Genomic DNA, 25902 nt, shown 5'->3' on the forward strand with positions numbered 1-25902 from the left:
ATGACCACGCTTTTCGATCCGATCACCCTGGGCGACCTGCAACTGCCCAACCGCATCATCATGGCCCCACTCACCCGCTGCCGTGCCGACGAGGGCCGCGTCCCCAATGCGCTGATGGCCGAGTACTACGTGCAGCGCGCCAGCGCCGGGCTGATTCTCAGCGAAGCGACCTCGGTCAGCGCCATGGGCGTTGGCTACCCGGATACCCCCGGCATCTGGAACGATGAGCAGGTCCGAGGCTGGAACAACGTAACCAAGGCGGTACACGGCGCAGGCGGGCGCATTTTTCTGCAACTGTGGCACGTAGGGCGCATCTCACACCCCAGCTATCTCAACGGCGAACTGCCGGTGGCCCCCAGCGCGATTCAGGCCAAGGGCCATGTGAGCCTGGTGCGCCCGCTCAGTGACTACCCCACCCCGCGCGCGCTGGAAACCGAAGAAATCATCGATGTGGTCGAGGCTTACCGCAGTGGCGCCGAAAATGCCAAGGCCGCCGGATTTGACGGTGTGGAGATCCACGGCGCCAACGGCTACCTGCTCGACCAGTTTTTGCAGAGCAGCACCAACCAGCGCACCGACCGCTATGGTGGCTCGCTGGAAAACCGTGCGCGGCTGCTACTGGAAGTAACCGACGCGGCAATCGAGGTGTGGGGCGCAAACCGGGTAGGCGTGCACCTGGCGCCGCGTGCCGATGCCCACGACATGGGCGACGCCGACCGAGCAGAAACCTTTACCTATGTGGCCCGGGAGCTGGGCAAACGCGGCATCGCCTTCATCTGCTCGCGGGAGCGGGAAGCCGATGACAGCATCGGCCCGCTGATCAGGGCTGCATTCGGTGGCCCTTACATCGTCAACGAGCGTTTTGACAAAGCCAGTGCCAATGCCGCCCTTGCCAGCGGCAAAGCCGATGCGGTTGCGTTTGGCGTGCCATTCATCGCCAACCCCGACCTGCCGGCGCGGTTGGCGGCGGATGCGCCGCTGAACGAGGCTCGGCCGGAAACCTTCTATGCCAAGGGGCCGGTGGGTTACATCGATTATCCGCGCTTGTGATCCTGGACCATTCGCCGGCACGCCCGCTTCCACAAAAGGCATGTGGGAGCGGGCGTGCCGGCGAAGGAGACGCGGATGATCTTACGGCCGGGCGCTGATCTGCTTCTGCAGGTTCTGCACCTGGCTTTGCAAGGTGTTCAGGTTACGCGTCGTCTGCGCGCGGAAGGCATCGAACTCCTGCACCGAAGCACCACTGGCCGCAGCTGCGGCCGGGCGGTTGTCGATCTGGCTCTTGAGCACCACCATGTCCTGCTCCAGGCTCTGGATGGCCGCGCTCGGGTTGCCTTGCTTCTTCAACGCAGCCACCTCGCTGTCCAGGCTCTTGAGCTGCGCGTCCAGCTTGCCGCCATCGACCTGCGCAGCCTTCAGTGCGACAACCTGCTCGTCCAGGCCCTTGAGCTTGGCATCCAGCTTGCCACCGTCAACCTGCCCAGAGCGCAACGCAGCCAGTTCGCCATTCACCAGCTTCAGCTGGGCCTGTAGCTGGCCTTGCAGCTCGGTCACGGCTTTCTGCTGTTCACGGGTGTCGGCCAGCACCTGCTCCAGGCGCTTGCCAAGGTCGCCGGTCTGCCCGGCCACACCCTGCTGCAATTGGCGAAGCTGCCGCTTCAGGGCCTCGCTGCTGGTGGTGGCGCCCGACTCGCTGGCCTCGACCTTGCCGCTGATTGCCTGCAAACGCCCGGCGGCCTCTTCACTGATACGGGCAAAGCTTTCCTGGGTTGCCACCAGTTGCTGCTCCATCAGCGAGATCTGCTGGAAGCTCCACCAGCCCAGGCCCGCCAGGGCAATGAACGAGGCGCACAGCAATGCCCACAGCGGCGCGGTACTGGCGCCGCGGGCCGCTTTCTGACGGCTGCGCACCACGTGCGCCGGCAGCAGTTCGTCATCATCAACCGTGCCCGCCCGCAAGGAAGGCACGTCATCGTAGTCATCATGAGCATGGTTACGCATGGATACATTCAACCGCGGTAGTCGCAAAGAGGCACGAGTATAAACCGCCAGCGCGGCGCATTGATGACCATTGTCCGCCCGGCGGCTTCACTGCCCCGGCGGCTGGTGCTTCCACCAAGCGCAGAATTCGTCCAGCGCCGTCCACAGGCTGACCTTGGGCTGGTAGTCCAGGTACTGCCGGGCGCGGCTGATGTCCAGGGTAAAATCACGGCTCATCACCTGCATCCCCAAGCGCGACAGGGTCGGTTGCGGGCGCCCCGGCCACAGCATGCAGGCCGCCTCGTTCAGCGCAGCCAGGCTGTAGGCCAGGCCATAGGAGCGGTAACGGGTAACCTGTGGCAGCTGCATCCTGCGCATCACGTAGTTGACCACGTCCCACAGCGGAAGCGGCTGGCCGTTGCTGATGTTGTAGGCCTGCCCCAGCGCCCGGTCGTCGGCGAACAAGGCGCTGAGCAGTGCCTCGTTGAGGTTGTGCACACTGGTGAAATCGACTTTGTTCAGACCGTTGCCGATGATCGCCACGCGGCCCTTGCGCTGCATCTGCATCAGCCGTGGGAAAATGCTGGTATCGCCGGCGCCGGTGACGAAGCGCGGGCGCAGCGCCAGCACTTCGAGGCCGAACTCCTGGGCGCCAAACACCTTCTGTTCCGCCAGATGCTTGGTTTGCCCGTAATGGTCATGGAAACGCCGGGGTACCTGGTCTTCGCGGATGTCCAGGCGCGAGCGGCCATTGAAATAGATCGAGGGCGATGACAAGTGCACCAGGCGCCGCACGTGCTCCTTCAGGCAGCCCTCGACCACGTTTTCCGTGACCACCACATTGCCCTGGTAGAAGTCCTGGTAGCGCCCCCAGTTGCCCACCGCACCCGCGCAGTGCACCACGGCCTCGACGCCCTGGCACAGGCGCCTGGCCAGTTCGGCATCGCCAAGGTCGCCGGGGATGAACTGGGCGCCGCGCTTGACCAGGTGTTCGACCCCTTCGGCGCGGCGGCCACTGACCCGTACGTCCAGGCCCTGCTCCAGGGCGAAGCGCGCAAAGCGCCCGCCAATGAAGCCACTCGCGCCGGTGACCAGAATTCGCATGTAAGACTCCGTCTCGCCAGATTTCAGATGCAACAGACGCCAGCCGTGGCTACAAGGGCACCAGCCATTGTCGTGCGGTGTGCCGCAGGTGGTCAGTCAGTTGCGCGAGCAATTGCCCGCCATTGCGCCAATGATGCCAGTACAGCGGCACATCGATGGGAGTATCGCTGCAGATTTCCACCAGTTGCCCGCCGGCCAGTTGCTCGCGGGCCTGCAGTTCGGGCACCAGCCCCCAGCCCAGCCCGGCCTCGGTCATGCGCAGAAAGCCTTCGGAAGACGGGCACAGGTGGTGCAGGAAGCCGTCCTCGATGCCCAGCGATGCCAGGTAGCGGTGTTGCAGGAAATCATCCGGGCCGTACACGATTGCCGGGGTGCGGGCCAGGCGACTGGCCACGAAACCGTGGGGAAAATGCCGCGCCATGAACCCGGGGCTGGCCAGCGCCCGATAGCGCATGGCGCCCAGCGGCAGGCTGCGTGCGCCGGCTACCGGGCGCTCGCTGCCACACAGGCAGGCCGCCACTTCGCCTGCGCGCATGCGTTTGAGGCCCACGTCCTGGTCCTCTACCACCAGGTCGGTCAACACGTTCTGCTGCGCGCAAAAGTTGCCCACGGCGCCGGCCCACCAGGTGGCCAGGCTGTCGGCATTGAGGGCGATGCGCAGGCGCTCCGGCATGCCCTCTTCGTCCAGCGCCGGTACCTGGCGCTGCAGGTCACGCTCAAGCAGGCGTACCTGTTGCACATGGTTGAGCAACTGCCGGCCGACTTCGGTCGGGCTGGGCGGCGTGGCGCGGATCAGCACCGGCTGGCCGACCCGCGCTTCAAGCAGCTTGATGCGCTGCGAGATGGCCGATTGCGACAGGCCCAGCACCTGCGCCGCGCGCTCGAAACCAGCCTGCTCGATCACCGCCGCAAGGGCGGCCAACAGTTTGTAATCGAACATCACATTTCCTAATGCCAGATCAGCTTTATTTGTTTTTCTTATAGGCCACAAACCCACAAAATTGCCAGCATCTTTTACGGAGTACTCGCCATGTGGCAAAGCTATCTCAACGGCATGCTGGTGGCCTTCGGCCTGATCATGGCCATCGGCGCGCAGAATGCCTTCGTCCTGGCCCAGAGCCTGCGCCGCGAGCATCACCTGCCGGTGGCGGCACTGTGCATTGTCTGTGACGCCATCCTGGTGGCCGCCGGCGTGTTCGGCCTGGCCACGGTGCTGGCACACAACCCGACCTTGCTGGCGGTGGCCCGCTGGGGTGGCGCGGTGTTTCTGATCTGGTACGGCGCCAAGGCGCTGCGCAGTGCCTGCTCCAGACAGAGCCTGCAACATCAGCAAGGCCAGGGTACGCGTTCGCGGCGCGCGGTGCTGCTGAGTGCCTTGGCGGTGACCCTGCTGAACCCGCACGTGTATCTGGACACGGTGTTGCTGATCGGTTCGCTGGGGGCACAGCAGACCGAGCCTGGGGCCTATGTGGCCGGAGCGGCGAGTGCTTCGCTGCTGTGGTTCTCGACCTTGGCGATTGGCGCGGCATGGCTGGCACCTTGGCTGGCGCGGCCGGCGACCTGGCGCATGCTTGATCTGATGGTGGCGGTGATGATGTTTGCGGTGGCGGCGCAGCTGGTTTTCAGCTGAGTTGGCTTCGTCGGTGCCCGTCATGCCCCCCCACCACCTGTCGCCCCCCGCCAAGCGCTCTGGAACCTCTATTCCCTATCTTTGTTGCGTGGTTATGCGCCGGGCCCGGTGCTATGATCCAGCCCTTGCGTCGCAAAGAGTAAAAACTCGCCGACGCTTATCGGGCCGCCCGTGATCGGCCTTGCGCAAACCGCAAACAGACCTGAATCAGGAGATCCACCATGGCTTTTGAATTGCCGCCGCTGCCGTACGCCCACGATGCCCTGCAGCCGCACATCTCCAAGGAAACCCTGGAGTATCACCACGACAAACACCACAACACCTATGTCGTGAACCTGAACAACCTGGTCCCAGGCACCGAATTCGAAGGCAAGTCCCTGGAAGAGATCGTCAAGAGCTCTTCGGGCGGCATCTTCAACAACGCCGCTCAAGTCTGGAACCACTCCTTCTACTGGAACTGCCTGGCACCCAACGCCGGTGGCCAACCAACCGGTGCCCTGGCTGACGCCATCAACGCCGCTTTCGGTTCCTTCGACAAGTTCAAGGAAGAGTTCACCAAGACTTCGGTTGGCACCTTCGGTTCCGGCTGGGGCTGGCTGGTGAAGAAAGCTGACGGTTCCCTGGCCCTGGCCAGCACCATCGGCGCCGGCTGCCCGCTGACCAGCGGCGACACCCCGCTGCTGACCTGCGACGTCTGGGAACACGCCTACTACATCGACTACCGCAACATGCGTCCGAAGTATGTCGAGGCGTTCTGGAACCTGGTCAACTGGGCCTTCGTTGCTGAACAGTTCGAAGGCAAGACCTTCAAGGCCTGAGTCATTCAGCCCTGAAAAAACCCGGCCATGTGCCGGGTTTTTTATGCCTGCACCGCGGGGCAGGGCCGGCACACTTTTGCTTGCTCAGCCCGCATAGCACGCTAACATCAACCCTCTGGAAGATTGCTACAGCGCACTCAAGTTGCGGGGTCAGGCAACCGATACACTGCTCATGGTCGGCCGGTAGTGTATCGTCATCATTGATGGCAAAATGATGCCATGCGCATGGATTAAGGAAACCCCATTGAAGCTGGAATTGCGGAACAGCTTGTCGGTCAAGTTGCTCAGGGTCGTGCTGCTGTCGGCGCTGGCGGTCGGCGTCGTGCTCAGCTGTGCGCAAATCGTCTATGACACCTACAAGACCCGCCAGGCTGTGAACAACGATGCCCAGCGCATCCTCGACATGTTCCGCGACCCTTCAACCCAGGCGGTGTACAGCCTGGACCGCGAAATGGGCATGCAGGTAATGGAAGGCCTGTTCCAGGACGAATCGGTGCGCATGGCCTCCATCGGCCACCCCAACGAAACCATGCTGGCAGAAAAGTCCCGCCCGCTGCAGGACATGTCGATGCGCTGGCTGACCGACCTGATCTTCGGCCAGGAACGCACCTACACCACGCAACTGGTCGGTCGCGGCCCCTACAGCGAATATTACGGCGACCTCAGCATCACCCTCGACACCTCCTCCTACGGTGAAGACTTCCTGATCAACGCGGTGATCATCTTCGTCTCCGGCGTGCTACGGGCCTTGGCGATGGGCCTGGTGCTGTACCTGGTCTATCACTGGCTGCTGACCAAACCCCTGTCGAAAATCATCGAGCACCTCACCCAGATCAACCCCGATCGCCCCAGCCAGCACCAGATTCCGCTGCTCAAGGGCCACGAAAAGAACGAGCTGGGCCTGTGGGTCAATACCGCCAACCAGTTGCTGGCATCGATCGAGCGCAACACCCACCTGCGCCATGAGGCCGAGAACAGCCTGCAACGCATGGCCCAGTACGATTTCCTCACTGGCCTGCCAAACCGCCAGCAACTGCAGCAGCAGCTGGACAAGATCCTCGTCGACGGCGGCCGCCTGCAGCACCGTGTGGCAGTGCTGTGCGTGGGCCTGGACGACTTCAAGGGCATCAACGAGCAATTCAGCTACCAGGTCGGCGACCAACTGCTGCTGGCGCTGGCCGACCGCCTGCGCGCCCACAGCGGCCGCCTGGGTGCGCTGGCACGGCTGGGCGGTGACCAGTTTGCCCTGGTGCAAGCCAACATCGAACAGCCCTACGAGGCCGCCGAACTGGCACAGAGCATTCTTGACGACCTGGAAGTGCCGTTCGACCTCGACCATCAGCAGATTCGCCTGCGCGCCACCATCGGCATCACCCTGTTCCCCGAAGATGGCGACAGCACCGAGAAACTGCTGCAAAAAGCCGAACAGACCATGACCCTGGCCAAGGCCCGTTCGCGCAACCGCTATCAGTTCTACATCGCCAGCGTCGACAGTGAGATGCGCCGCCGCCGCGAGCTGGAAAAGGACCTGCGCGAGGCCCTGCCGCGCAACCAGCTTTACCTGGTGTACCAACCCCAGATCAGCTACCGCGACCACCGCGTTGTCGGGGTCGAGGCGCTGCTGCGCTGGCAGCACCCAGAGCTGGGCATGGTGCCACCGGACCAGTTCATTCCGTTGGCCGAACAGAACGGCAGCATCATCAGCATCGGCGAATGGGTGCTCGACCAGGCCTGCCGGCAACTGCGCGAATGGCATGACCAAGGCTTCAGCGACCTGCGCATGGCGGTCAACCTGTCGACCGTGCAGCTGCACCACAGCGAACTGCCGCGGGTGGTCAACAACCTGTTGCAGGCCTACCGCCTGCCGCCGCGCAGCCTTGAGCTGGAAGTCACCGAGACAGGCCTGATGGAGGACATCAGCACCGCCGCCCAGCACCTGTTGAGCCTGCGCCGCTCAGGGGCGCTGATTGCCATCGATGACTTCGGCACCGGCTACTCGTCGCTCAGCTACCTGAAATCGCTGCCGCTGGACAAGATCAAGATCGACAAGAGCTTCGTCCAGGACCTGCTCGACGACGATGACGATGCCACCATCGTTCGCGCCATCATCCAGCTGGGCAAGAGCCTGGGCATGCAGGTAATTGCCGAAGGCGTGGAAACCGTCGAACAGGAAACCTACATCGTCGCCCAAGGCTGCCATGAGGGCCAGGGCTACCACTACAGCAAGCCGCTGTCGGCCCGTGAGCTCACCCAATTCCTCAAGCAGGCCCAGCGTAACCAGGTTTCGATGTTCTGACGCAACCCGCCGGTTACAGGCCGTGACCCGCATTTACATCAATTGCGCCCCCGCCCCTTTACAGCAAATGCAAATCTTTCGCATGATGTTGTGGTTTCGCGTGCCTCGGCGCACTGTCCAACCACACGACGCAGGAAAACCAATAATGATTCGTATGCCTCTGGCCTCGGCCAGTCTGCTGGCCATCGCCATCGCCCTTGCCGGTTGCGGCGAAAAAGATGACAAGGCTGCTGCTCCGCAAGCCCAGGCACCTGCTGCCGCCAGCACCACCGCTGCCGCGCCAGGGGCCGTCGACGAAGCCGCCGGTAAAGCAGTGGTCAAGCATTACGCCGAGCTGGTCTACGCCGTATACAGCGACTCGCTGAGCACCGCCAAAACCCTGCAGACCGCTGTCGACGCGTTCCTGGCCAAGCCCAACGACGAAACCCTGAAGGCCGCCAAGGAAGCCTGGTTCGCCTCGCGCGTACCGTACCTGCAGAGCGAAGCGTTCCGCTTCGGCAACACCATCATCGACGACTGGGAAGGCCAAGTGAACGCCTGGCCCCTGGACGAAGGCCTGATCGACTACGTCGACAAGAGCTACGAGCACGCCCTGGGCAACCCGGCCGCCAGCGCCAACATCATCGCCAACACCGAGATCCAGGTGGGCGAAGAGAAAATCGACGTCAAGGACATCACCCCCGAGAAGCTGGCCAGCCTGAACGAACTGGGCGGCTCCGAAGCCAACGTTGCCACCGGCTACCACGCCATCGAGTTCCTGCTCTGGGGCCAGGACCTGAACGGCACCGGCCCGGGCGCTGGCAACCGTCCGGCTTCCGATTACCTGGAAGGCCAGGGCGCCACTGGCGGCCACAACGACCGTCGCCGCGCCTACCTGAAGGCCGTCACCGACCTGCTGGTCAAGGACCTCGAAGAGATGGTCGGCAACTGGGCACCGAACGTGGCCGACAACTACCGCGCCAAGCTGGAAGCCGAATCGGTCAACGACGGCCTGCGCAAGATGCTGTTCGGCATGGGCAGCCTGTCGCTGGGCGAACTGGCGGGCGAGCGCATGAAAGTTTCGCTGGAAGCCAACTCGCCGGAAGACGAGCACGACTGCTTCAGCGACAACACTCACTACTCGCACTTCTACGACGCCAAGGGCATCCGCAACGTCTACCTGGGCGAGTACACCCGTCCGGACGGCAGCAAGGTGACAGGCCCAAGCCTGTCGTCGCTGGTAGCCAAGGTCGACCCGGCCGCCGACGCCACCCTCAAGGCCGACCTGGAAGCCACCGAAGCCAAGATCCAGGTGATCGTCGACCACGCCCTCAAAGGCGAGCACTACGACCAGCTGATCGCTGCCGACAACACCGCCGGCAATCAGATCGTGCGTGATGCCATCGCTTCGCTGGTCAAGCAGACCGGCGCGATCGAGCAGGCCGCAGGCAAGCTGGGCATTTCCAACCTGAACCCGGATACTGCGGATCACGAATTCTGATCGTGCGGTAGCGGTTCATGAAAGAGGCGGCCTTCGGGTCGCCTTTTTGGCTTCTGGCCAACTGACACCGATTTCATCCAGCAATTGCAAATTGCTCTTATTCAAACTTCCCCACCCTGCTAAGCTTGCACGCCGGTTTTTCGCTCACGCCCAGGATTTTCGATGTCCTTGTCGCTGTCCCGACTCCCCCTGCTGCTGCTGGCCCTCGCCCTCGCCGCCTGTGACGACGCCCCGCGTTTTACCCAGGCCGAGCCCGGCGAAGCGTTGTCAGGCGGCAAGGCGACCGTGCAGCGCAGCGACCGCAACGCCTATTCCCTGCCTTCGGCCAACCTCTCGCCCGAGCGGCGCCTGGATTTTGCCGTGGGCAACAGCTTTTTCCGCAACCCCTGGGTGATCGCCCCATCGACCACGACCGCGCGTGACGGCCTGGGTCCGCTGTTCAACACCAACGCCTGCCAGAACTGCCACGTGCGCGACGGCCGTGGCCACCCGCCCGAACTGGATGACAACAACGCCGTGGGCATGCTGGTACGCCTGTCGATCCCCGATCAGCCCTACCTGGCCAAGGTGATCGAGCGCCTTGGCGTGGTGCCGGAGCCAGTGTACGGCACCCAGCTGCAGGACATGGCCATTCCCGGGGTGGCGCCAGAAGGCAAGGTACGGGTGAGCTACAGCAGCCAGACTGTTTCGTTCAAGGATGGCCACCAGGTCGAGCTGCGCAAGCCGACCCTGCAGATCACCCAGCTTGGCTACGGCGTGATGCACCCCGACACGCGCTTTTCAGCGAGGGTGGCGCCGCCGATGATCGGCCTGGGCCTGCTCGAAGCCATCCCCGAAGCCGACCTGCTGGCCAACGAAGACCCGGACGACCGCAACCGCGACGGTATCCGCGGGCGGGCCAACCGGGTGTGGGATGATGCCCAGGGCAAGACCGTGATCGGCCGCTTCGGCTGGAAAGCCGGGCAGCCCAATGTCAACCAGCAGAACGTGCACGCCTTTGCCGGCGACATGGGCCTGACCACCACCCTGCAGCCTGGCGACGACTGCACCGCGGCGCAGGCCGACTGCCTGGCCGCGCCCAACGGCGACGGCGCCAACGGCGAAAAGGAAGTCAGCGACAACATCCTGCGCCTGGTCACTTTCTACACCCGCAACCTGGCCGTACCGGCGCGCCGCGACGTAGGGTCGACGCAGGTACTGGCCGGCAAGAACCTGTTCTACCAGGCCGGCTGCCAGGGTTGCCACACACCGCAATTCACCACCGCCGCCGATGCGGCCGAGCCCGAACTGGCCAACCAGGTCATCGGCCCCTACAGCGACCTGTTGCTGCATGACATGGGCCCGGGCCTGGCTGACGAGCGTACCGAATTCGCCGCCAACGGCCAGGACTGGCGTACCGCGCCACTATGGGGCGTCGGCCTGAGCGAAACCGTCAGTGGCCACAGCCAGTTCCTGCACGACGGCCGCGCCCGCAACCTGCTGGAAGCCGTGCTCTGGCATGGTGGCGAAGCCGAGGCGGCACGCAACTTCGTGCTCACATTCGATGCCGAGCAACGCGCCGCGTTGCTGGCGTTCCTGAACTCACTTTAAACGCGCTAAGGAGCCGGGCATGTTCCGACCCAAACTGTTGTTCACCAGCCTCGCCGCACTTGCTCTCGGTGCCTGCTCGCCGCAGGACCCGCAAGCAGTCACCTCGGCGGCCATCGCCAAGCAGGTGATCCTGCCAACCTACAGCCGCTGGGTCGAAGCCGACCGTGCGCTGGCTGCCAGCGCCCTGGCCTACTGCGAAGGCAAGGAAAGCCTGGACAAGGCCCGCGCCGACTTCCTCAATGCGCAAAAGGCCTGGGCTGAACTGCAACCGCTGCTGGTCGGCCCGCTGGCCGAAGGCAACCGCGCGTGGCAGGTACAGTTCTGGCCCGACAAGAAGAACCTGGTGGGCCGCCAGGTCGAGCAACTGGTCAACGGCGACAAGCCGGTAGACGCTGCCGCCCTGGGCAAGGCCAGCGTGGTGGTACGTGGCCTGTCGGCGTACGAGTACATCCTGTTCGACAGCAAGCCGGACATCGCCACAGCCGAGCAGAAAGCCCGCTACTGCCCGCTGCTGGTGGCCATTGGCGAACACCAGAAGGCGCTGGCCGAAGAGATCCTCAAGGGCTGGAACAGCACCGACGGCATGCTCTCGCAGATGACCAAGTTCCCCAACCAGCGCTACGCCGACTCGCACGAGGCAATCGCCGACCTGCTGCGCTCGCAGGTCACTGCACTGGACAGCCTGAAGAAAAAACTGGGCGCGCCGATGGGCCGTCAGAGCAAGGGCATTCCACAGCCGCTGCAGGCGGAAGCCTGGCGCAGCCATTCTTCCATGAAAAGCCTGGAAGCCACCCTCAAGGCGGCCCAGGCCGTGTGGGTCGGGGTCGACAACCAGGGCATGCGCGGCCTGCTGCCCAGCGATCAGAAAGCGCTGGCCGGCAAGATCGACGACGCCTACGCTACCTCGCTCAAGCTGCTGGCCGACAACCAGAAGACCCTGGGCGAGCTGCTGGCCGACGAGGCTGGCCAGCAAACCCTCAACCAGATCTACGACAGCCTCAACGTCGTCCACCGCCTGCACGAAGGCGAGCTGGCCAAGGCGTTGAACATCCAGCTGGGCTTCAATGCCAACGACGGTGACTGATCATGCTGCGACGCCAGGCCCTCAAACTCGGTAGCGTATTGCTCAGCGCCCTGACCCTGGGCGGCTGGAGCCTGTTCCGCAACAAAGGCAGCGAACCCCTGCTGCTCTCGGCGCGTGACGATGGCGACGGCAAGCACTATGCCGTCGGTTTCCGCCTGGACGGCACCCAGGTGTTCAGCACCCAGGTCGCCCAGCGTTGCCACGCTATCATCCACCACCCCGAACAGCCGATCGCCTTGTTCGTCGCCCGTCGCCCCGGTACCGAAAGCTACTTGGTCGACCTGCGCGACGGGCGCCTGTTGCAGACGATCACCTCGCAGCCGAACCGGCATTTCTACGGCCACGCCGTGGTGCACAAAGGCGGCGAATGGTTGTATGCCACCGAGAACGACACCACCGATCCCGGCCGTGGCCTGCTCGGTGTGTACCGCTTCGAGGGTGAGCGCCTGGTGCATACCGGTGAAATCCCGACCCACGGCATCGGCCCGCACGAAGTGGCCTGGCTGCCGGACGGCGAAACGCTGATCGTGGCCAACGGCGGCATCCGCACCGAAGCCGAAAGCCGGGTGGAGATGAACCTCGACGCCATGCAGCCCAGCCTGGTGCTGATGCAGCGCGACGGCACCCTGCTGAGCAAGGAAACCCTGGCCCAGCAGATGAACAGCGTGAGGCACCTGGCGGTGGGCAGCGATGGCACCATCGCCGCCTGCCAGCAGTTCATGGGCGATGCCGACGAAACAGCCGAACTGCTGGCGATCAAACGCCCGGGCGAGCCGTTCAAGGCCTTCCCGGTGCCAGAGCGGCAGTTGCAGGCGATGGCCCAGTACACCGCCAGCGTGGCCATCCACAGCGAGTTGCGCCTGGTGGCGTTGACCGCGCCACGGGCCAACCGCCTGTTTGTCTGGGACCTGGACAGCGGCGCAGTGCGGCTGGATGCGCCGATGCCCGATTGCGCCGGGGTGGGGGCGGTGAAGGACGGCTTTGTCGTCACCTCCGGGCAGGGGCGTTGCCGGTTCTATGACTGCCGCAAGGCCGAACTGGTCGGGCAGCCGATGAACCTGCCCTCCGGGTTCTGGGATAACCACCTGCATCTGGTCTGAATTTTCTGCTGTAGGTGCCGGCCCTTTCGCGGCTGAAGCCGCTCCCACAGGGACCGCGTAACCCTATGATTACGTGGTCCCTGTGGGAGCGGCTTCAGCCGCGAAAGGGCCTTTGCAGGCATTTCACACCCTTTCTACAAAAAACAGTCAATACTTCCCCCATCCACACGTGGGCAGGATCGCCCGTTGTCGTGTCCAGACGAATAACAACCGTATCCAAGGAACCGGACCTATGCTGCGCCGGCGCATGCTCATCATGTTGGCCGTGGTTCTGCTGATCGTGCTGGCCCTCGCTGGCTACAAGGCGTTTTCGATCTACCAGCAGATCCAGATGTTCACTGCCCCCAAGCCGCCCATCACCGTCGCGGCCGCCTTGGCCGAACAGCGCCAGTGGCAAGAGCGCCTGCCCGCCGTCGGCAGCCTCAAGGCGCTGCAGGGCGTGGAGCTGAGCCTGGAGGTAGAAGGCATCGTCAAAACCCTGTACTTCGACTCCGGGCAAAAAGTGAAGGCCGGGCAGCCGCTGCTGCGCCTCAACGACGACCAGGAAACGGCCCTGCTCGGCACTGCCGAGGCCGACCTGGGCCTGGCCAAAGTCGACTTTGGCCGCGGCAGGCAGCTGGTTGGTGATTCGGCGATCTCGCGCGGCGAGTTCGACCGCCTCAATGCGCAGTACCTGCGCAACCAGGCGGTAGTGGAGCAACTCAGGGCATCCAAGACCAAAAAAAGCATCAGTGCCCCCTTCAGCGGCACCATCGGCATCCGCCAGGTGGACGTCGGCGATTACCTTGCCGCCGGCACGGTGATCGCCACGTTGCAGGACACCTCCAGCCTGTACGTCGACTTCAACGTGCCGGAACAGACCCTGCCTCACCTGAGCCTGGGCCAGCAGGTGCTGGTGCAGGTGGCCGCCTACCCCGGCCAGACCTTCCCCGCCAGCCTCAGCGCCATCAACCCCAAGGTCGATGAAGCCACGCGTAACCTGCTGGTCCGCGCGACCATGGGCAACCCGGACGGCAAACTGCTGCCGGGCATGTTCGCCAGCCTGCTGATCCTGCTGCCCGACCCGCAGCCGCGCGTGGTGGTGCCGGAAAGCGCCATTACCTACACCTTGTATGGCAACTCGGTGTATGTCGCCGCGCCGAAGAAGGACAAGGATGGCAAGCCGGAAAACGACGACAAGGGTCAGCCCCAGCTGGTCGCAGAACAACGCACGGTGCACACCGGCGAACGCCGTGACGGGCTGGTGGTGGTAAGCAAGGGCCTGCAGGCTGGAGAGCAGGTGGTTACTGCCGGCCAGCTAAAGCTCACCCCCGGCGCCGCCATCCGTATCGGCCAGGACAACGCCCTCAAGCCCGACCCGGGCGCAGCGGGCATGGACTGACAGGAGGCTGGCCATGGCGTTCACCGACCCGTTCATCCGCCGCCCGGTGCTGGCCAGCGTGGTCAGCCTGCTGATCCTGCTGCTGGGCTTCCAGGCCTGGAACAAGCTGCAGATCCGCCAGTACCCGCAAATGGAAAACGCCCTGATCACGGTGACCACGGCCTACCCCGGGGCCAACGCCGAAACCATCCAGGGCTACATCACCCAACCGCTGCAGCAAAGCCTGGCCAGTGCCGAAGGCATCGACTACATGACCTCGGTGAGCCGGCAGAACTTCTCGATCATTTCCATCTACGCGCGCATCGGGGCCGACAGCGACCGGCTGTTCACCGAGCTGCTGGCCAAGGCCAACGAGGTGCGCAACAAGCTGCCCCAGGACTCCGAAGACCCGGTGCTGAGCAAGGAGGCCGCCGATGCTTCGGCGCTGATGTATGTCAGCTTCTACAGCAAGGAAATGAGCAACCCACAGATCACCGACTACCTGTCGCGGGTGATCCAGCCCAAGCTGGCCACCCTGCCAGGCATGGCCGAGGCGGAGATCCTCGGCAACCAGGTGTTCGCCATGCGCCTCTGGCTGGACCCGGTGAAGCTGGCCGGCTTCGGCCTGTCGGCCACCGACGTGACCAATGCCGTGCGCCGCTACAACTTCCTCTCCGCCGCTGGCGAGGTCAAGGGCGAATACGTGGTCACCAGCATCAATGCCAGCACCGAGCTGAAGTCGGCCGAGGCGTTCGCGGCGCTGCCACTGAAAACCAGCGGGGACAGCCGCGTGCTGCTGGGCGATGTCGCGCGGGTCGAGATGGGCGCCGAAAACTACGACACGGTCAGCTCGTTCGACGGCACGCCGTCGGTGTACATCGGCATCAAGGCTACTCCCGCCGCCAACCCGCTGGACGTCATCAAGGAAGTGCGGCGGATCATGCCCGAGCTGGAAAGCCAGCTGCCCTCGGCGCTGAAAGTGTCGATAGCCTACGACGCGACGCTGTTCATCCAGGCCTCCATCGACGAGGTGATCAAGACCCTCGGCGAAGCAGTGCTGATTGTCATCGTGGTGGTGTTCCTGTTCCTCGGCGCGCTGCGTTCGGTGCTGATACCCGTAGTGACCATTCCGCTGTCGATGATTGGCGTGCTGTTCTTCATGCAGATGATGGGCTACTCGCTGAATCTGCTGACCTTGCTGGCCATGGTGCTGGCCATCGGCCTGGTGGTGGACGACGCGATCGTCGTGGTGGAAAACATTCACCGGCACATGGAGGAAGGCAAGTCGCCCTTCGACGCAGCACTGGAGGGCGCCCGTGAAATCGCCATGCCGGTGGTATCGATGACCATCACCCTGGCTGCGGTGTACGCGCCGATCGGCTTTCTTACCGGGCTGACGGGCGCCTTGTTCAAGGAGTTTGCCCTGACCCTGGCCGGTGCGGTGATCATCTCGGGCATCGTGGCCCTCACCCTGTCGCCTATGATGTGCGCCCTGCTGCTGCGCCATGAGCAGAACCCCAGCGGCCTGGCGCATCGCCTGGACCTGCTGTTCGAACGCCTGAAAGCGCGTTATCAGCGCCTGCTGCACGCCACGCTCGACAGCCGGCCGGTGGTGCTGGTGTTTGCCGTGATCATCCTGTGCCTGATCCCGGTATTGCTCAAGTTCACCCAGAACGAACTGGCGCCCAACGAGGACCAGGGGGTGATCTTCATGATGAGCAGCTCGCCGCAACCGGCCAACCTCGACTACCTCAACGCCTACACCGACCAGTTCACCCCACTGTTCAAGGGCTTTCCCGAGTACTACTCGTCGTTCCAGATCAACGGTTTCAACGGCGTGCAAACCGGTATTGGCGGCTTTTTGCTCAAGCCCTGGAACGAGCGCGAGCGTACCCAGATGGAGCTGCTGCCACTGGTGCAGGCCAAGCTCGAGGAAATCGCCGGGCTGCAGATCTTCGGCTTCAACCTGCCGTCGTTGCCGGGCACCGGCGAAGGCCTGCCGTTCCAGTTCGTGATCAACACCGCTGGCAACTATCCGGCATTGCTGGAGGTGGCCCAGCGCATCAAGGCGCGCGCCCAGGAATCGGGCAAGTTCGCCTTCCTCGACGTCGACCTGGCGTTCGACAAACCCGAGGTGGTGGTGGATATCGACCGCGCCAAGGCGGCGCAGATGGGGGTTTCGATGGACACCCTGGGCGGTACCCTGGCGACCCTGCTGGGCGAGGGGGAAATCAACCGGTTTACCCTCGAAGGCCGCAGCTACAAGGTGATTGCCCAGGTGGAGCGAGCGTACCGCGCCAACCCCGGCTGGCTTAACAGCTACTACGTGAAGAACGACCAAGGCCAGTTGCTGCCACTGTCGACCCTGATCACCCTCAGCGACCGCGCCCGCCCGCGCCAGCTCAACCAGTTCCAGCAGTTGAACGCGGCAATCATCCAGGGCGTGCCCATGGTCAGCCTGGGTGAAGCGCTGCAGACCGTACAGGACATCGCCCGTGAAGAGGCCCCCGAGGGCTTCGCCTTCGACTACGCCGGCGTGGCCCGCCAGTATGTGCAGGAAGGCAGCGCGCTGTGGGTCACCTTCGGTCTGGCCTTGGCGATCATCTTCCTGGTACTGGCAGCGCAGTTCGAAAGCTTCCGCGACCCGTTGGTGATTCTGGTGACGGTTCCGCTGTCGATCTGCGGCGCGTTGCTGCCGTTGTTTCTGGGTATATCGAGCATGAACATCTATACCCAGGTCGGGCTGGTGACCTTGATCGGGCTGATCAGCAAGCACGGCATCCTGATCGTCGAATTCGCCAACCAACTGCGTGAAGAGCGCGGCCTGAGCGTGCGCGAGGCGATTGAAGAGGCGGCGGCCATTCGCCTGCGGCCGGTGCTGATGACTACAGCGGCGATGGTGTTCGGCATGGTGCCGCTGATTCTGGCAACCGGAGCGGGGGCAGTCAGCCGCTTCGACATCGGCACGGTGATTGCCACCGGGATGTCGATTGGCACGCTGTTTACCTTGTTTGTGCTGCCTTGTATCTACACTTTGCTGGCGCACAAATCGGTGGCCAAAGAAACTGCTGTGGCCTGATCGGGCCCTATCGCCGGCAAGCCAGCTCCCACAGGTATGGCGCCAGCTTCAGAAGCGGCGCCGTACCTGTGGGAGCGGGTTCGCCCGCGAAGAGGCCGGCAAAGCACATGCAAAAATGCCAGAGGCCCCGCAGTTGCGAGGCCTCTGGCACTGCTACCTGGCACAGGGTTCAACCGAACGGCCGCAACCCCTGGCGCATGCCGAACAGGAACAGCAACAAGTCCTGATCCGGCTCGGCCTTGGCCTGTTGCTGCACTTTGCCGTCCCGTGGCAACGGACACTGGTCGGCCATCTCGGCCTTGCTGAACACCGTCGGCCTCGGCTCTTCCCAGGCAGCCACAGCGACGGTGGTCACCGCGAGGCCAGCTATCAGGAACAAAGCTCGAGCGATTTCTAGTTTCATTACTCTAACCCTTTGACAGCGCTGCCAAACGCCATCTTGTAAAAGTAGAGCAGCGTCTGCCATTCCGCGTCGTTGAGCGACGAGTGGCGACGCAGCTGGCGCAGGTCGTTACCCGCCGCGCGCTGACAGCTGATGCGGCGCCGGCATTTCTCAAGATCCAGCAGCGCCACTTCGACCCGGGCCTGTTCGCCCTGGCCGATCACCTTGATGAATACGTGCTTGCCATACAGGCAGCCGTGCTGCCAATGCCCCAGGTGCATGCGCGCCAGGTTGTCCGCCAGGTCCTTGAGCATGCGCTCGTGCACCACCTGCGGATACCGCTCGCGGGCACCTTCGGCGTGCCAGGTGTCGAGCTCGACGAAGCCGTCCAGCGCCTCACTGACCAGCAGCGCGCGCCACTGATGCTCGGCATCGCGTTCGGCCCCACAGAAGACAATACGCGGCACCCGCACACCAAGCTGCTCGAAGCTGGTCAGTGCATCCAGTTCGCGTAATACGGTCGGCCGGCCAAAAGGGTGCAGCAGGCTGCGGTAGATGTGCCCGACCTGGCGTTTGGCATACAGCATCTTGCCACTGGCATCATTGAGCCGTTGCACGCCACTTTCGCCACCACGCCGCTGGTTGGGTTCCTCGACCCATTCGCCCTGCTGGCGCCAGTAAAAATCGAACCGCGACTCCCCTTTCTGGGCTACAGCCATCAAACACTACCCCTTGCGCAAAACATAGACTCGCCACATGGCATAGAGCGGCAGGAAGTCCAGACGTTCCTGGATCCTGAAGCCCGCAGCCTTGAATTCTTCTTCAACCGTGTCCGCCGGTAACACGAAACGGTTCTGATAATGGTCCTGTTCCGCCCTGGTGCTGCGGCGCCGCTCCAGTTGTTTACGGCGCCAGGCCTTGAAGTTGCCATCCACCCACAACGACAGGATCACACTATCACGGCTAACCCTTTGAAATTCCGAAAGAATTGTCTTTCTGTGGGCGGCTTCGCCGATGTGGTGGAACAAGCGCATGCAGAAGATGCTGTCCACCGAATTGTCCGGCAGATCGATCGCAAAAGCGGATGTCTGCAAGGGCCGTACCCGTGCCACCACCTCTGGCGGTTGTGCGGCACAGGCTGTCTCGATCATCGCCTCGGAATTGTCGGCGCCGATGATGACGCGGTTGGGCTTTTCGGCCAGCAGCGGCCAGAAGCGCCCGGCGCCGCACGGCAGGTCCAGTACCAGGCCGGGCTCGCCGGCCAACGCCAGGGCGCGCCGCGCCAGCTGCTCATCTCGCTTGTGGGAAAGGCGTCGCGCCAGGCCGTCCTGGTGCTTGAGAAAGTACTCACGCGCGTGGTCTTTGTCGTACTTCTCGGAAAATTCAAGCTTGATGGGGCTACGCATTGGGCATCTCCTGACTCCATTGCGCCCACATTAGGCAGGCAAGCGTTGGAATCAGGTCATGCCGATGTGAAAAATATGTCGAGCGCGTGGCAAGCTGTTACAACAGATTACCCGACCAGCACCTCACCGCCATCCTTGGCGACGGTATTGCTCAGGTCTACATGGAACCGGCAGCCGTGGGGCAAGACCGAGGTCAATGTCACCCGCCAGCCCTGGTCGTCACAAATACGCTGCACCAGCGATAGCCCCAACCCCAGGCCCTCGCCGCGCCGCTCATCGCCACGCACGAACGGCTTGAACATCGCTTCACGTTGCTCTACGGGAATGCCCACGCCACTGTCCTCGACGCTGAAGCCGGTTGCCTCGAGGCTCAGGCGGATGTAGCCGCTGTCGGTGTAATGCGCGGCATTGCGCAACAAGTTGCCCATCACCGATTGCAGGAAGGTGGCGTTGTACAGCACCGGGCTGGCGCTGACCCGGCCATCGAAGTACAGGGTCAGGCCCTTTTGCTCGATGGTGTCGCGCCACACGCCGATAAGCTCCTCGGCCACCTCGCGCAGCGTCGCGCGCGACGCCACGGCACCCTCATCGCGCTGTGCGCGGGCCAGCATCAGGAAAGTCTTGACCAGCTCACGCATTTCTTCCGTGGCCCGCGCCACGCGCTCCACCTGGCTGCGCGAGCGGGTGTCCAGCGTCGGGTTCTCCATCAGCAGCTCGCAGGAGGTTGCCAGCACCATCAACGGCGTGCGCAATTCGTGGCTGACGTCGCTGGTGAACAACCGTTCGCGGGTCAGCGCATCGCGCAGGCGGCCCAGGGTATCGTCGAAAGCCACCGCCAGCTGGCCGACTTCGTCCGCGGCATAATCCGGCGCCAGTGGCGGGGCCAGGCCCAGCAACTGGTCGCGGTGGCGCACCTGGCGTGCCAAGCGGATTACCGGCGCCATTACCCGACGCGCGACCAGCCAACCGAGGATCACCGCCAGCACCAGGCTAAGCACGAAGCCCACCACCACCACGGCGAACAGCACCCGCTCGCGTTCTTCGAAATCACTCTGATCCTGCAACAACACGTAACGACGGCCATCGACGACCTCGACCATGGCGTGGTACGACAGCTGGTCACGGAACACCTCGTGGAAGCCCCGGTCGAGGTGACGCAAGTCTTTGGGCAGTTCGAAGTCGTCGCGCCCGCCACTGAAGTAGAACAGCTGATCGGGCCGCGGCCGGTGGCTCCAGTCACTGACGCTGTCCATGCGCAGGAGGCGCTGCAGGTCACCACCCAGCACCGAGGAAATCAGCCGTTCTTCGACCAGGTGCACAGTGGCGACGATGCCGAAGGCAAAGGCCCCGGCCACCAGCGCGCTCATCAGCGCAAAAGCGATGATGATGCGCTGGGCAAGGCTTTGCTTAAACTCCATCGCGGCCCTCGGCGAGGCGATAGCCGACGCCATGGACGGTATGCAGCAACGGTTTTTCAAACGGTTTGTCGATTACCTGGCGCAGCTGGTGCACGTGGCTGCGCAGGCTGTCACTGTCAGGACAGTCATCGCCCCACAGGGCCTCTTCCAGCACTTCGCGACGCAGTACGTGCGGGCTTTTCTGCATCAGTACCGCCAGCAGCTTGAGGCCTACCGGGTTGAGCTTGAGCAGGCGGCCCTGGCGCGTTACCTCAAGGGTGTCGAGGTCGTAGCTCAGGTCGGCTACCTGGAGGGTGCGGCGCCCGCCGCCCTGGGCACGGCGCAGCACCGCTTCGATACGCGCCGCCAGCTCCGACAGGGCAAACGGCTTGAGCAGGTAATCGTCGGCGCCAGAGCGGAAACCTTGCAGGCGGTCATCCAACTGGTCACGGGCGGTCAGCATGATCACCGGCGTGTCACGGCGGGCGTCCTCGCGCAGGCGCTTGCACAGGGTGTAACCATCGATGCCGGGCAGCATGATGTCGAGCACGATCAGGTCGTAGTGCTCGGTGGCCGCCAGGTGCAGGCCCGACAGGCCATCCTGGGCACAGTCGACGGTGTAGCCCTTCATGCCAAGGTAATCGGCCAGGTTGGCCAGGATATCGCGGTTGTCTTCAACCAAAAGAATGCGCATCGGTTTCTCCTGTGCGGCGCTTCTCGCTGTGGTGCGCGGCAGGCGCAGCTTAAGGCCTATGCCTGCACGGTGCCAGCCCCAGGGAAAATTCACCGTACTTGACGGTTTTTTCACTGATCCTTCACGGACAGAGGATAGCGGGCGACTGACAATGCCCGATCCTTTTCGCGCCCTGGAGCCGTCATGCAGCTACAAAACCGCCCTCGCCCGATCAATCTGTGGCTGTACCTGGGCATTCCCCTGGCGACTGCAGTGGCGTTGATCCTGCTGGAGCTCACTTCGGTCGACATGGACGTAGCCAAGCTGTTCTTCGACCCTGCTGCCGGGCAGTTCATTGGCCGCCACAGTTACTGGCTGGAAAACATCCTGCACGACCGGGTCAAGCAGGGGGTGATCTTGCTGGGGGTATTGTCGCTGCTGGCCTTTGCCGCGAGCTTTTTTTGCAAGCCTCTGTTTGGCTGGCGCCGCGAACTGGGCTGCCTGGTGCTGGCGTTGGGCGTGTCCACGGCATTTGTCACGCCGCTGAAGAAAGTCACCCAGGTGCAGTGCCCATGGAGCCTGACCCAGTTTGGCGGCACGGAAACGTACAGCAAGCTGCTGGAGCCACGGCCGGCAACCGACAAGCCCGGGCTGTGCTGGCCTGGCGGGCATGCCGCGACCGGTTTCTGTCTGTTCGGCCTGTTCTTCATGTTGCGTGATCGCAAACCGCGATTGGCGCGGGTGGCGTTTGTGGTGGCCCTGCTGGCTGGGTCGGTGTTGGGGGTGGGGCGGATGATGCAGGGGGCGCACTTTCTGTCGCACAACGTGTGGACGGGGGTGTTCTGCTGGTTGATCGGGCTGGGGTCGTATTACCTGGTGCTGTATCGCCGGGGTATGGCTGAGACGCCAGCGGCCGAACGTAGCGCAGCCTGAGCCAGGGGCCGCTTTGCGGCCCCCTAGGCCCGCACAGGAAAACGAAAAAGCCCCGGTTCTCGCGAACCGGGGCTTTTTCATGGTGCTAGGGGTAAGGCTGGCTTACATCATGCCGCCCATGCCACCCATGCCGCCCATGTCTGGCATGCCGCCGCCAGCCGGAGCTTCGCTTGGAGCATCAGCAATCATGGCTTCGGTGGTGATCATCAGACCGCCGATCGAAGCAGCAGCTTGCAGCGCCGAACGGGTGACTTTGGCTGGGTCCAGGATGCCCATCTCGATCATGTCGCCGTATTCGCCGGTAGCAGCGTTGTAGCCGAAGTTGCCCGAACCTTGCTTGACCTTGTCAGCAACAACGCTTGGCTCGTCGCCGGCGTTGGCAGTGATCTGGCGCAGCGGCGATTCGACAGCGCGACGCAGCAGGGCGATACCGACGTTCTGGTCTTCGTTGTCGCCTTTCAGGTCAACGATGGCCGACAGGGCGCGCACCAGGGCAACACCACCGCCAGGTACCACGCCTTCTTCAACGGCTGCACGGGTAGCGTGCAGGGCGTCTTCAACGCGGGCTTTCTTCTCTTTCATTTCAACTTCGGTGCCGGCACCGACCTTGATCACGGCAACACCGCCAGCCAGCTTGGCCAGGCGCTCTTGCAGCTTCTCACGGTCGTAGTCCGAGGAAGTTTCTTCGATCTGGGCACGGATCTGCTTGACGCGAGCCTGGATGTCATCTTCAGCGCCAGCGCCGTCGATGATGATGGTGTTTTCCTTGGACAGGGTGACGCGCTTGGCGTTGCCCAGGTGCTCCAGGGTAGCGGTTTCCAGGGACAGGCCGATTTCTTCGGAGATGACCTGGCCGCCGGTCAGGACAGCGATGTCCTGCAGCATGGCCTTGCGGCGGTCGCCGAAGCCCGGTGCCTTGACCGCTGCAACCTTGACGATGCCGCGCATGTTGTTGACTACCAGGGTAGCCAGCGCTTCGCCTTCAACGTCTTCGGCAACGATCAGCAGTGGGCGGCCGGCCTTGGCAACGGCTTCCAGAACTGGCAGCAGCTCACGGATGTTGGAGATTTTCTTGTCGACCAGCAGCAGCAGCGGGCCTTCCAGCTCGGCAACCATGGTGTCCGGCTTGTTGACGAAGTATGGCGACAGGTAGCCACGGTCGAACTGCATGCCCTCTACGACGGACAGTTCATTTTCCAGGCCCGAGCCTTCTTCAACGGTGATCACGCCTTCTTTACCGACCTTTTCCATGGCTTCGGCGATGATTTCACCGATGGAGCTGTCGGAGTTGGCGGAGATGGTGCCTACCTGGGCGATGGCCTTGGAGTCGGCGCATGGCTTGGACAGGTTTTTCAGCTCGGCGACAACGGCAGCGGTGGCCTTGTCGATGCCGCGCTTCAGGTCCATCGGGTTCATGCCGGCAGCGACGGCTTTCAGGCCTTCGTTGACGATGGACTGAGCCAGGACGGTAGCGGTGGTGGTGCCGTCACCGGCAGCGTCGTTGGCCTTGGAAGCAACTTCCTTGACCAGCTGGGCGCCCATGTTTTCGAAGGCGTCTTTCAGCTCGATTTCTTTGGCGACGGAAACGCCGTCTTTGGTGATGGTTGGCGCGCCGAAGCTCTTCGCCAGTACCACGTTACGGCCTTTCGGGCCCAGGGTCGCTTTTACCGCGTCAGCCAGAACGTTGACACCAACGAGCATTTTCTTACGAGCGGAATCGCCGAATTTTACGTCTTTAGCAGCCATGATCGTTTAATCCTTGGAATTCTTTGGAGTAACGGGAAGTCGGGTAAATCAGCCTTCGACAACGGCGAGAATTTCGTTCTCAGCCATTACCAGCAGGTCTTCGCCATCGACTTTCACGGTGTTGCTGCCCGAGTAAGGGCCGAAAACCACTTTGTCACCCACTTTCACGGCCAGCGCGCGAACTTCGCCGTTGTCCAGGATGCGACCGGTGCCGACGGCAACAACTTCGCCGCGGTTTGGTTTTTCAGCGGCCGAACCTGGCAGGACGATACCGCCAGCGGTTTTCGATTCTTCTTCGCTGCGACGGATAACGACGCGGTCATGCAGAGGACGAAGCTTCATTGTCGATCTCTCCCAAATTATGGTTTTCATCGGCCGGTATCGACACCGGCGGGTTGATGCTGTCCGGCGGAGCCGGAAGGTGGCCCGCAAAGGGCGAACCACCTGTGTAATGTCTGGCGTTGCCACCAGAAACCTTGCGGTGACCACATACATGAGGCCGGCATATTCAATTACAAGGCTTGAGATACAAAATTTTTCATCGGGCTACAAAAGACCGGGGCCGCTTGCGCGGCCCCGGTGGTGTTACTTGTCGCGGCGCTCGTACTCGCCTTCGATCACGTTCGGGCGGTGCCCGTCATCCCGCGGCTGCGCCTGGAACGGGGCGTCCTGGAACGCACGCTGGCGCATGGCCTGGGCCTCGGCACGCTCACGCATCTTGCGCGCGGCCAGACGGCGGGTGAACGGCAGCAGACACAGCAGGCCCAGCACATCGCTGATGAAGCCCGGCAGCAACAGCAGGCCACCACCGACGGCCAGCATCATGCCCTGGAACATGTCTTCGGCGGGCAGTACGCCACGCTGCAGGCTTTCACGGGCGCGCAGGGCGGTGGCCAGCCCGGCCACCCGCATTACCAGCACACCCAGGGCGGAGCCTGCGATGATCAGCAGCAGCGCCGGAAAGAAACCGATGGCCGCGCTGACCTTGACGAAGACGAACAGCTCCAGCACAGGAAAAATCAGAAACAGCAGTAGAAAAGCACGCATCAAAGATTCCTCAGCGGAAGAGACCTTCCAATAAGACCTCAGATGGATGCGCGCGCTCCGGATTTCAACCCTCGACTTCAGTCGCAACCGGCCACTGGTCGGCGCGCGCCAGCAAAACCAAGGCTTCGCGGACTTGTGTCGGCGTGTTGCAAGTACTTGGGAAAGGCAGCCAGTGCACCCCCTGGCCGATACGCAGGTGCATGCCCTCGCTGTCCACTCCGGCCATCTGCGCCGGCACATGGCGCGGCAGATCGGTCAGCGCCACGTAGTGGGCGATGGCGTCGGCGTGGTCGCTGTTCATGTGCTCGACCATGCTCGCCTCGGCCTTGCCCGCGAACGGGTTGGCCAACGTCACCTGGTCAAGCCAGTGGATCGCGCCGAAACCGCCAATGTAGCGATGGCGCACCGGCTGCAGCACCCAGAAATCGAAGTCATGGGCCTTGTGGTAGTTGGCCGCTTCCGGGAAGTAGCGGTAATAGCGCTGGGCAGCAGCTTCGACAGTGGCCTCGTCGACCAGCTTGTGCGCCTCGGCCATTACCGTCAGGCGCCCCACCGCCTGCACATCCTCGGCCTCGCGCTCACCCACCAGCAGCGAGCACTTGGGGTCTTTCTGCAGGTTGTGGGTGTGCTGGGCGATGCGGCTGATGAGGATCAGCGGGTTGCCGTGGGCGTCCAGGCAGTACGGCACGACCGAGCCGAAAGGATAGCCGGGCATCGACTTGGAATGGGTCGACAGCACGCCGCGGTATTCCCTGAGCAGCAGTTCCCGGGCGGGGCGGATGGCGTTGGTACTCACT

General features: G+C 63.3%; 23 protein-coding genes. 11 read left to right on the plus strand and 12 right to left on the minus strand.

Annotated elements, in window-relative coordinates:
* Nucleotides 1-1050, plus strand: a complete 1050-nt coding sequence (locus AC5O5I_RS23210; protein ID WP_494511633.1) for an alkene reductase — start codon at nucleotides 1-3, stop codon at nucleotides 1048-1050.
* Nucleotides 1051-1131: 81 nt separating this feature from the next.
* On the opposite strand, the gene AC5O5I_RS23215 is transcribed toward AC5O5I_RS23210, so the two are convergent.
* The 3 genes from AC5O5I_RS23215 to AC5O5I_RS23225 all read right to left on the minus strand — a co-directional run bounded on the left by AC5O5I_RS23215 (nucleotide 1132) and on the right by AC5O5I_RS23225 (nucleotide 4024).
* Nucleotides 1132-2001, minus strand: a complete 870-nt coding sequence (locus AC5O5I_RS23215) for an ATPase (RefSeq protein WP_172227429.1) — start codon at nucleotides 1999-2001, stop codon at nucleotides 1132-1134.
* Between the two features lie 87 nt (nucleotides 2002-2088).
* Nucleotides 2089-3084 (minus strand): NAD-dependent epimerase/dehydratase family protein, encoded by a 996-nt coding sequence (locus tag AC5O5I_RS23220; RefSeq protein ID WP_494511634.1) that lies wholly within the window; start codon nucleotides 3082-3084, stop codon nucleotides 2089-2091.
* 49 nt (nucleotides 3085-3133) lie between these two features.
* On the minus strand, nucleotides 3134-4024 hold the full coding sequence (locus AC5O5I_RS23225) for a LysR family transcriptional regulator ArgP (RefSeq protein WP_172285605.1): 891 nt from the start codon (nucleotides 4022-4024) through the stop codon (nucleotides 3134-3136).
* A gap of 90 nt (nucleotides 4025-4114) precedes the next feature.
* Here AC5O5I_RS23225 and AC5O5I_RS23230 point away from each other — a divergent pair, with 90 nt between their 5' ends.
* The 9 genes from AC5O5I_RS23230 (at nucleotide 4115) to AC5O5I_RS23270 (ending at nucleotide 17521) form a co-directional block, all read left to right on the plus strand.
* A complete protein-coding gene (locus AC5O5I_RS23230; RefSeq protein ID WP_172227423.1) occupies nucleotides 4115-4714 on the plus strand; it encodes a LysE/ArgO family amino acid transporter in 600 nt (199 codons plus the stop codon).
* Between the two features lie 221 nt (nucleotides 4715-4935).
* Nucleotides 4936-5532 carry a superoxide dismutase gene (locus tag AC5O5I_RS23235; RefSeq protein ID WP_172227421.1) on the plus strand — a complete coding sequence of 199 codons (597 nt, stop codon included), beginning with the start codon at nucleotides 4936-4938 and terminating at the stop codon, nucleotides 5530-5532.
* Nucleotides 5533-5776: 244 nt separating this feature from the next.
* Nucleotides 5777-7828 carry a putative bifunctional diguanylate cyclase/phosphodiesterase gene (locus AC5O5I_RS23240; protein ID WP_494511635.1) on the plus strand — a complete coding sequence of 684 codons (2052 nt, stop codon included), beginning with the start codon at nucleotides 5777-5779 and terminating at the stop codon, nucleotides 7826-7828.
* A 145-nt stretch (nucleotides 7829-7973) separates the two neighbouring features.
* Nucleotides 7974-9308, plus strand: coding sequence for an imelysin family protein (locus AC5O5I_RS23245; RefSeq protein WP_172221093.1), 1335 nt, complete (start codon nucleotides 7974-7976; stop codon nucleotides 9306-9308).
* A 162-nt stretch (nucleotides 9309-9470) separates the two neighbouring features.
* The gene (locus tag AC5O5I_RS23250) at nucleotides 9471-10898 is read left to right on the plus strand and encodes a di-heme oxidoreductase family protein (protein WP_172221090.1); all 1428 of its coding nucleotides are present in this window, start codon (nucleotides 9471-9473) and stop codon (nucleotides 10896-10898) included.
* A gap of 19 nt (nucleotides 10899-10917) precedes the next feature.
* Nucleotides 10918-11982, plus strand: coding sequence for an imelysin family protein (locus AC5O5I_RS23255; RefSeq protein ID WP_172221087.1), 1065 nt, complete (start codon nucleotides 10918-10920; stop codon nucleotides 11980-11982).
* A gap of 2 nt (nucleotides 11983-11984) precedes the next feature.
* Nucleotides 11985-13082, plus strand: a complete 1098-nt coding sequence (locus AC5O5I_RS23260; protein WP_172221084.1) for a DUF1513 domain-containing protein — start codon at nucleotides 11985-11987, stop codon at nucleotides 13080-13082.
* Nucleotides 13083-13314: 232 nt separating this feature from the next.
* The gene (locus tag AC5O5I_RS23265) at nucleotides 13315-14463 is read left to right on the plus strand and encodes an efflux RND transporter periplasmic adaptor subunit (RefSeq protein WP_172221081.1); all 1149 of its coding nucleotides are present in this window, start codon (nucleotides 13315-13317) and stop codon (nucleotides 14461-14463) included.
* Between the two features lie 13 nt (nucleotides 14464-14476).
* Nucleotides 14477-17521 carry a multidrug efflux RND transporter permease subunit gene (locus AC5O5I_RS23270; protein WP_494511636.1) on the plus strand — a complete coding sequence of 1015 codons (3045 nt, stop codon included), beginning with the start codon at nucleotides 14477-14479 and terminating at the stop codon, nucleotides 17519-17521.
* A gap of 169 nt (nucleotides 17522-17690) precedes the next feature.
* On the opposite strand, the gene AC5O5I_RS23275 is transcribed toward AC5O5I_RS23270, so the two are convergent.
* From AC5O5I_RS23275 to colR, 5 genes are all read right to left on the minus strand, one after another.
* Complete coding sequence (locus tag AC5O5I_RS23275) at nucleotides 17691-17924, minus strand: hypothetical protein (protein ID WP_172221076.1); 234 nt, start codon at nucleotides 17922-17924, stop codon at nucleotides 17691-17693.
* Nucleotides 17924-18622: a lipopolysaccharide kinase InaA family protein gene (locus tag AC5O5I_RS23280; protein WP_172221074.1), complete on the minus strand. Its 699-nt coding sequence runs from the start codon at nucleotides 18620-18622 to the stop codon at nucleotides 17924-17926. The genes AC5O5I_RS23275 and AC5O5I_RS23280 overlap by 1 nt, the downstream gene beginning before the upstream one ends.
* Before the next feature lie 6 nt (nucleotides 18623-18628).
* Nucleotides 18629-19309, minus strand: a complete 681-nt coding sequence (locus AC5O5I_RS23285; protein WP_172221071.1) for a class I SAM-dependent methyltransferase — start codon at nucleotides 19307-19309, stop codon at nucleotides 18629-18631.
* Between the two features lie 107 nt (nucleotides 19310-19416).
* Nucleotides 19417-20727: a sensor histidine kinase gene (locus tag AC5O5I_RS23290; RefSeq protein ID WP_172221069.1), complete on the minus strand. Its 1311-nt coding sequence runs from the start codon at nucleotides 20725-20727 to the stop codon at nucleotides 19417-19419.
* Nucleotides 20717-21400: a two-component system response regulator ColR gene (gene colR / locus AC5O5I_RS23295; RefSeq protein WP_003255215.1), complete on the minus strand. Its 684-nt coding sequence runs from the start codon at nucleotides 21398-21400 to the stop codon at nucleotides 20717-20719. The genes AC5O5I_RS23290 and colR overlap by 11 nt, the downstream gene beginning before the upstream one ends.
* A gap of 183 nt (nucleotides 21401-21583) precedes the next feature.
* Between colR and AC5O5I_RS23300 the strand changes: the two genes are divergently transcribed.
* A complete protein-coding gene (locus AC5O5I_RS23300) occupies nucleotides 21584-22312 on the plus strand; it encodes a phosphatase PAP2 family protein (RefSeq protein WP_494511637.1) in 729 nt (242 codons plus the stop codon).
* A gap of 102 nt (nucleotides 22313-22414) precedes the next feature.
* On the opposite strand, the gene groL is transcribed toward AC5O5I_RS23300, so the two are convergent.
* The 4 genes from groL to AC5O5I_RS23320 all read right to left on the minus strand — a co-directional run bounded on the left by groL (nucleotide 22415) and on the right by AC5O5I_RS23320 (nucleotide 25901).
* Nucleotides 22415-24058: a chaperonin GroEL gene (groL, locus tag AC5O5I_RS23305; protein ID WP_172221063.1), complete on the minus strand. Its 1644-nt coding sequence runs from the start codon at nucleotides 24056-24058 to the stop codon at nucleotides 22415-22417.
* Between the two features lie 48 nt (nucleotides 24059-24106).
* Nucleotides 24107-24400, minus strand: coding sequence for a co-chaperone GroES (locus AC5O5I_RS23310; RefSeq protein ID WP_016488938.1), 294 nt, complete (start codon nucleotides 24398-24400; stop codon nucleotides 24107-24109).
* 243 nt (nucleotides 24401-24643) lie between these two features.
* On the minus strand, nucleotides 24644-25105 hold the full coding sequence (locus AC5O5I_RS23315; RefSeq protein WP_172221060.1) for an FxsA family protein: 462 nt from the start codon (nucleotides 25103-25105) through the stop codon (nucleotides 24644-24646).
* Nucleotides 25106-25169: 64 nt separating this feature from the next.
* Complete coding sequence (locus AC5O5I_RS23320; RefSeq protein ID WP_494511638.1) at nucleotides 25170-25901, minus strand: HugZ family pyridoxamine 5'-phosphate oxidase; 732 nt, start codon at nucleotides 25899-25901, stop codon at nucleotides 25170-25172.
* Nucleotide 25902 lies beyond the last annotated feature (1 nt).

It is taken from the genome of Pseudomonas sp. 9_2_1 (assembly GCF_059295275.1).

Bases quoted from the DNA above. Each gene is read 5' to 3' on its own strand.
- AC5O5I_RS23250 (WP_172221090.1), top strand. From the start codon at position 9,471: ATGTCCTTGTCGCTGTCCCGACTCCCCCTGCTGCTGCTGGCCCTCGCC.
- AC5O5I_RS23260 (WP_172221084.1), top strand. From the start codon at position 11,985: ATGCTGCGACGCCAGGCCCTCAAACTCGGTAGCGTATTGCTCAGCGCC.
- AC5O5I_RS23230 (WP_172227423.1), top strand. From the start codon at position 4,115: ATGTGGCAAAGCTATCTCAACGGCATGCTGGTGGCCTTCGGCCTGATC.
- colR (WP_003255215.1), bottom strand. From the start codon at position 21,400: ATGCGCATTCTTTTGGTTGAAGACAACCGCGATATCCTGGCCAACCTG.
- AC5O5I_RS23235 (WP_172227421.1), top strand. From the start codon at position 4,936: ATGGCTTTTGAATTGCCGCCGCTGCCGTACGCCCACGATGCCCTGCAG.
- AC5O5I_RS23255 (WP_172221087.1), top strand. From the start codon at position 10,918: ATGTTCCGACCCAAACTGTTGTTCACCAGCCTCGCCGCACTTGCTCTC.
- AC5O5I_RS23275 (WP_172221076.1), bottom strand. From the start codon at position 17,924: ATGAAACTAGAAATCGCTCGAGCTTTGTTCCTGATAGCTGGCCTCGCG.
- AC5O5I_RS23215 (WP_172227429.1), bottom strand. From the start codon at position 2,001: ATGCGTAACCATGCTCATGATGACTACGATGACGTGCCTTCCTTGCGG.
- AC5O5I_RS23265 (WP_172221081.1), top strand. From the start codon at position 13,315: ATGCTGCGCCGGCGCATGCTCATCATGTTGGCCGTGGTTCTGCTGATC.
- AC5O5I_RS23220 (WP_494511634.1), bottom strand. From the start codon at position 3,084: ATGCGAATTCTGGTCACCGGCGCGAGTGGCTTCATTGGCGGGCGCTTT.
- AC5O5I_RS23285 (WP_172221071.1), bottom strand. From the start codon at position 19,309: ATGCGTAGCCCCATCAAGCTTGAATTTTCCGAGAAGTACGACAAAGAC.
- AC5O5I_RS23300 (WP_494511637.1), top strand. From the start codon at position 21,584: ATGCAGCTACAAAACCGCCCTCGCCCGATCAATCTGTGGCTGTACCTG.
- AC5O5I_RS23210 (WP_494511633.1), top strand. From the start codon at position 1: ATGACCACGCTTTTCGATCCGATCACCCTGGGCGACCTGCAACTGCCC.
- AC5O5I_RS23280 (WP_172221074.1), bottom strand. From the start codon at position 18,622: ATGGCTGTAGCCCAGAAAGGGGAGTCGCGGTTCGATTTTTACTGGCGC.
- AC5O5I_RS23315 (WP_172221060.1), bottom strand. From the start codon at position 25,105: ATGCGTGCTTTTCTACTGCTGTTTCTGATTTTTCCTGTGCTGGAGCTG.
- AC5O5I_RS23310 (WP_016488938.1), bottom strand. From the start codon at position 24,400: ATGAAGCTTCGTCCTCTGCATGACCGCGTCGTTATCCGTCGCAGCGAA.
- AC5O5I_RS23245 (WP_172221093.1), top strand. From the start codon at position 7,974: ATGATTCGTATGCCTCTGGCCTCGGCCAGTCTGCTGGCCATCGCCATC.
- AC5O5I_RS23225 (WP_172285605.1), bottom strand. From the start codon at position 4,024: ATGTTCGATTACAAACTGTTGGCCGCCCTTGCGGCGGTGATCGAGCAG.
- AC5O5I_RS23290 (WP_172221069.1), bottom strand. From the start codon at position 20,727: ATGGAGTTTAAGCAAAGCCTTGCCCAGCGCATCATCATCGCTTTTGCG.
- groL (WP_172221063.1), bottom strand. From the start codon at position 24,058: ATGGCTGCTAAAGACGTAAAATTCGGCGATTCCGCTCGTAAGAAAATG.
- AC5O5I_RS23270 (WP_494511636.1), top strand. From the start codon at position 14,477: ATGGCGTTCACCGACCCGTTCATCCGCCGCCCGGTGCTGGCCAGCGTG.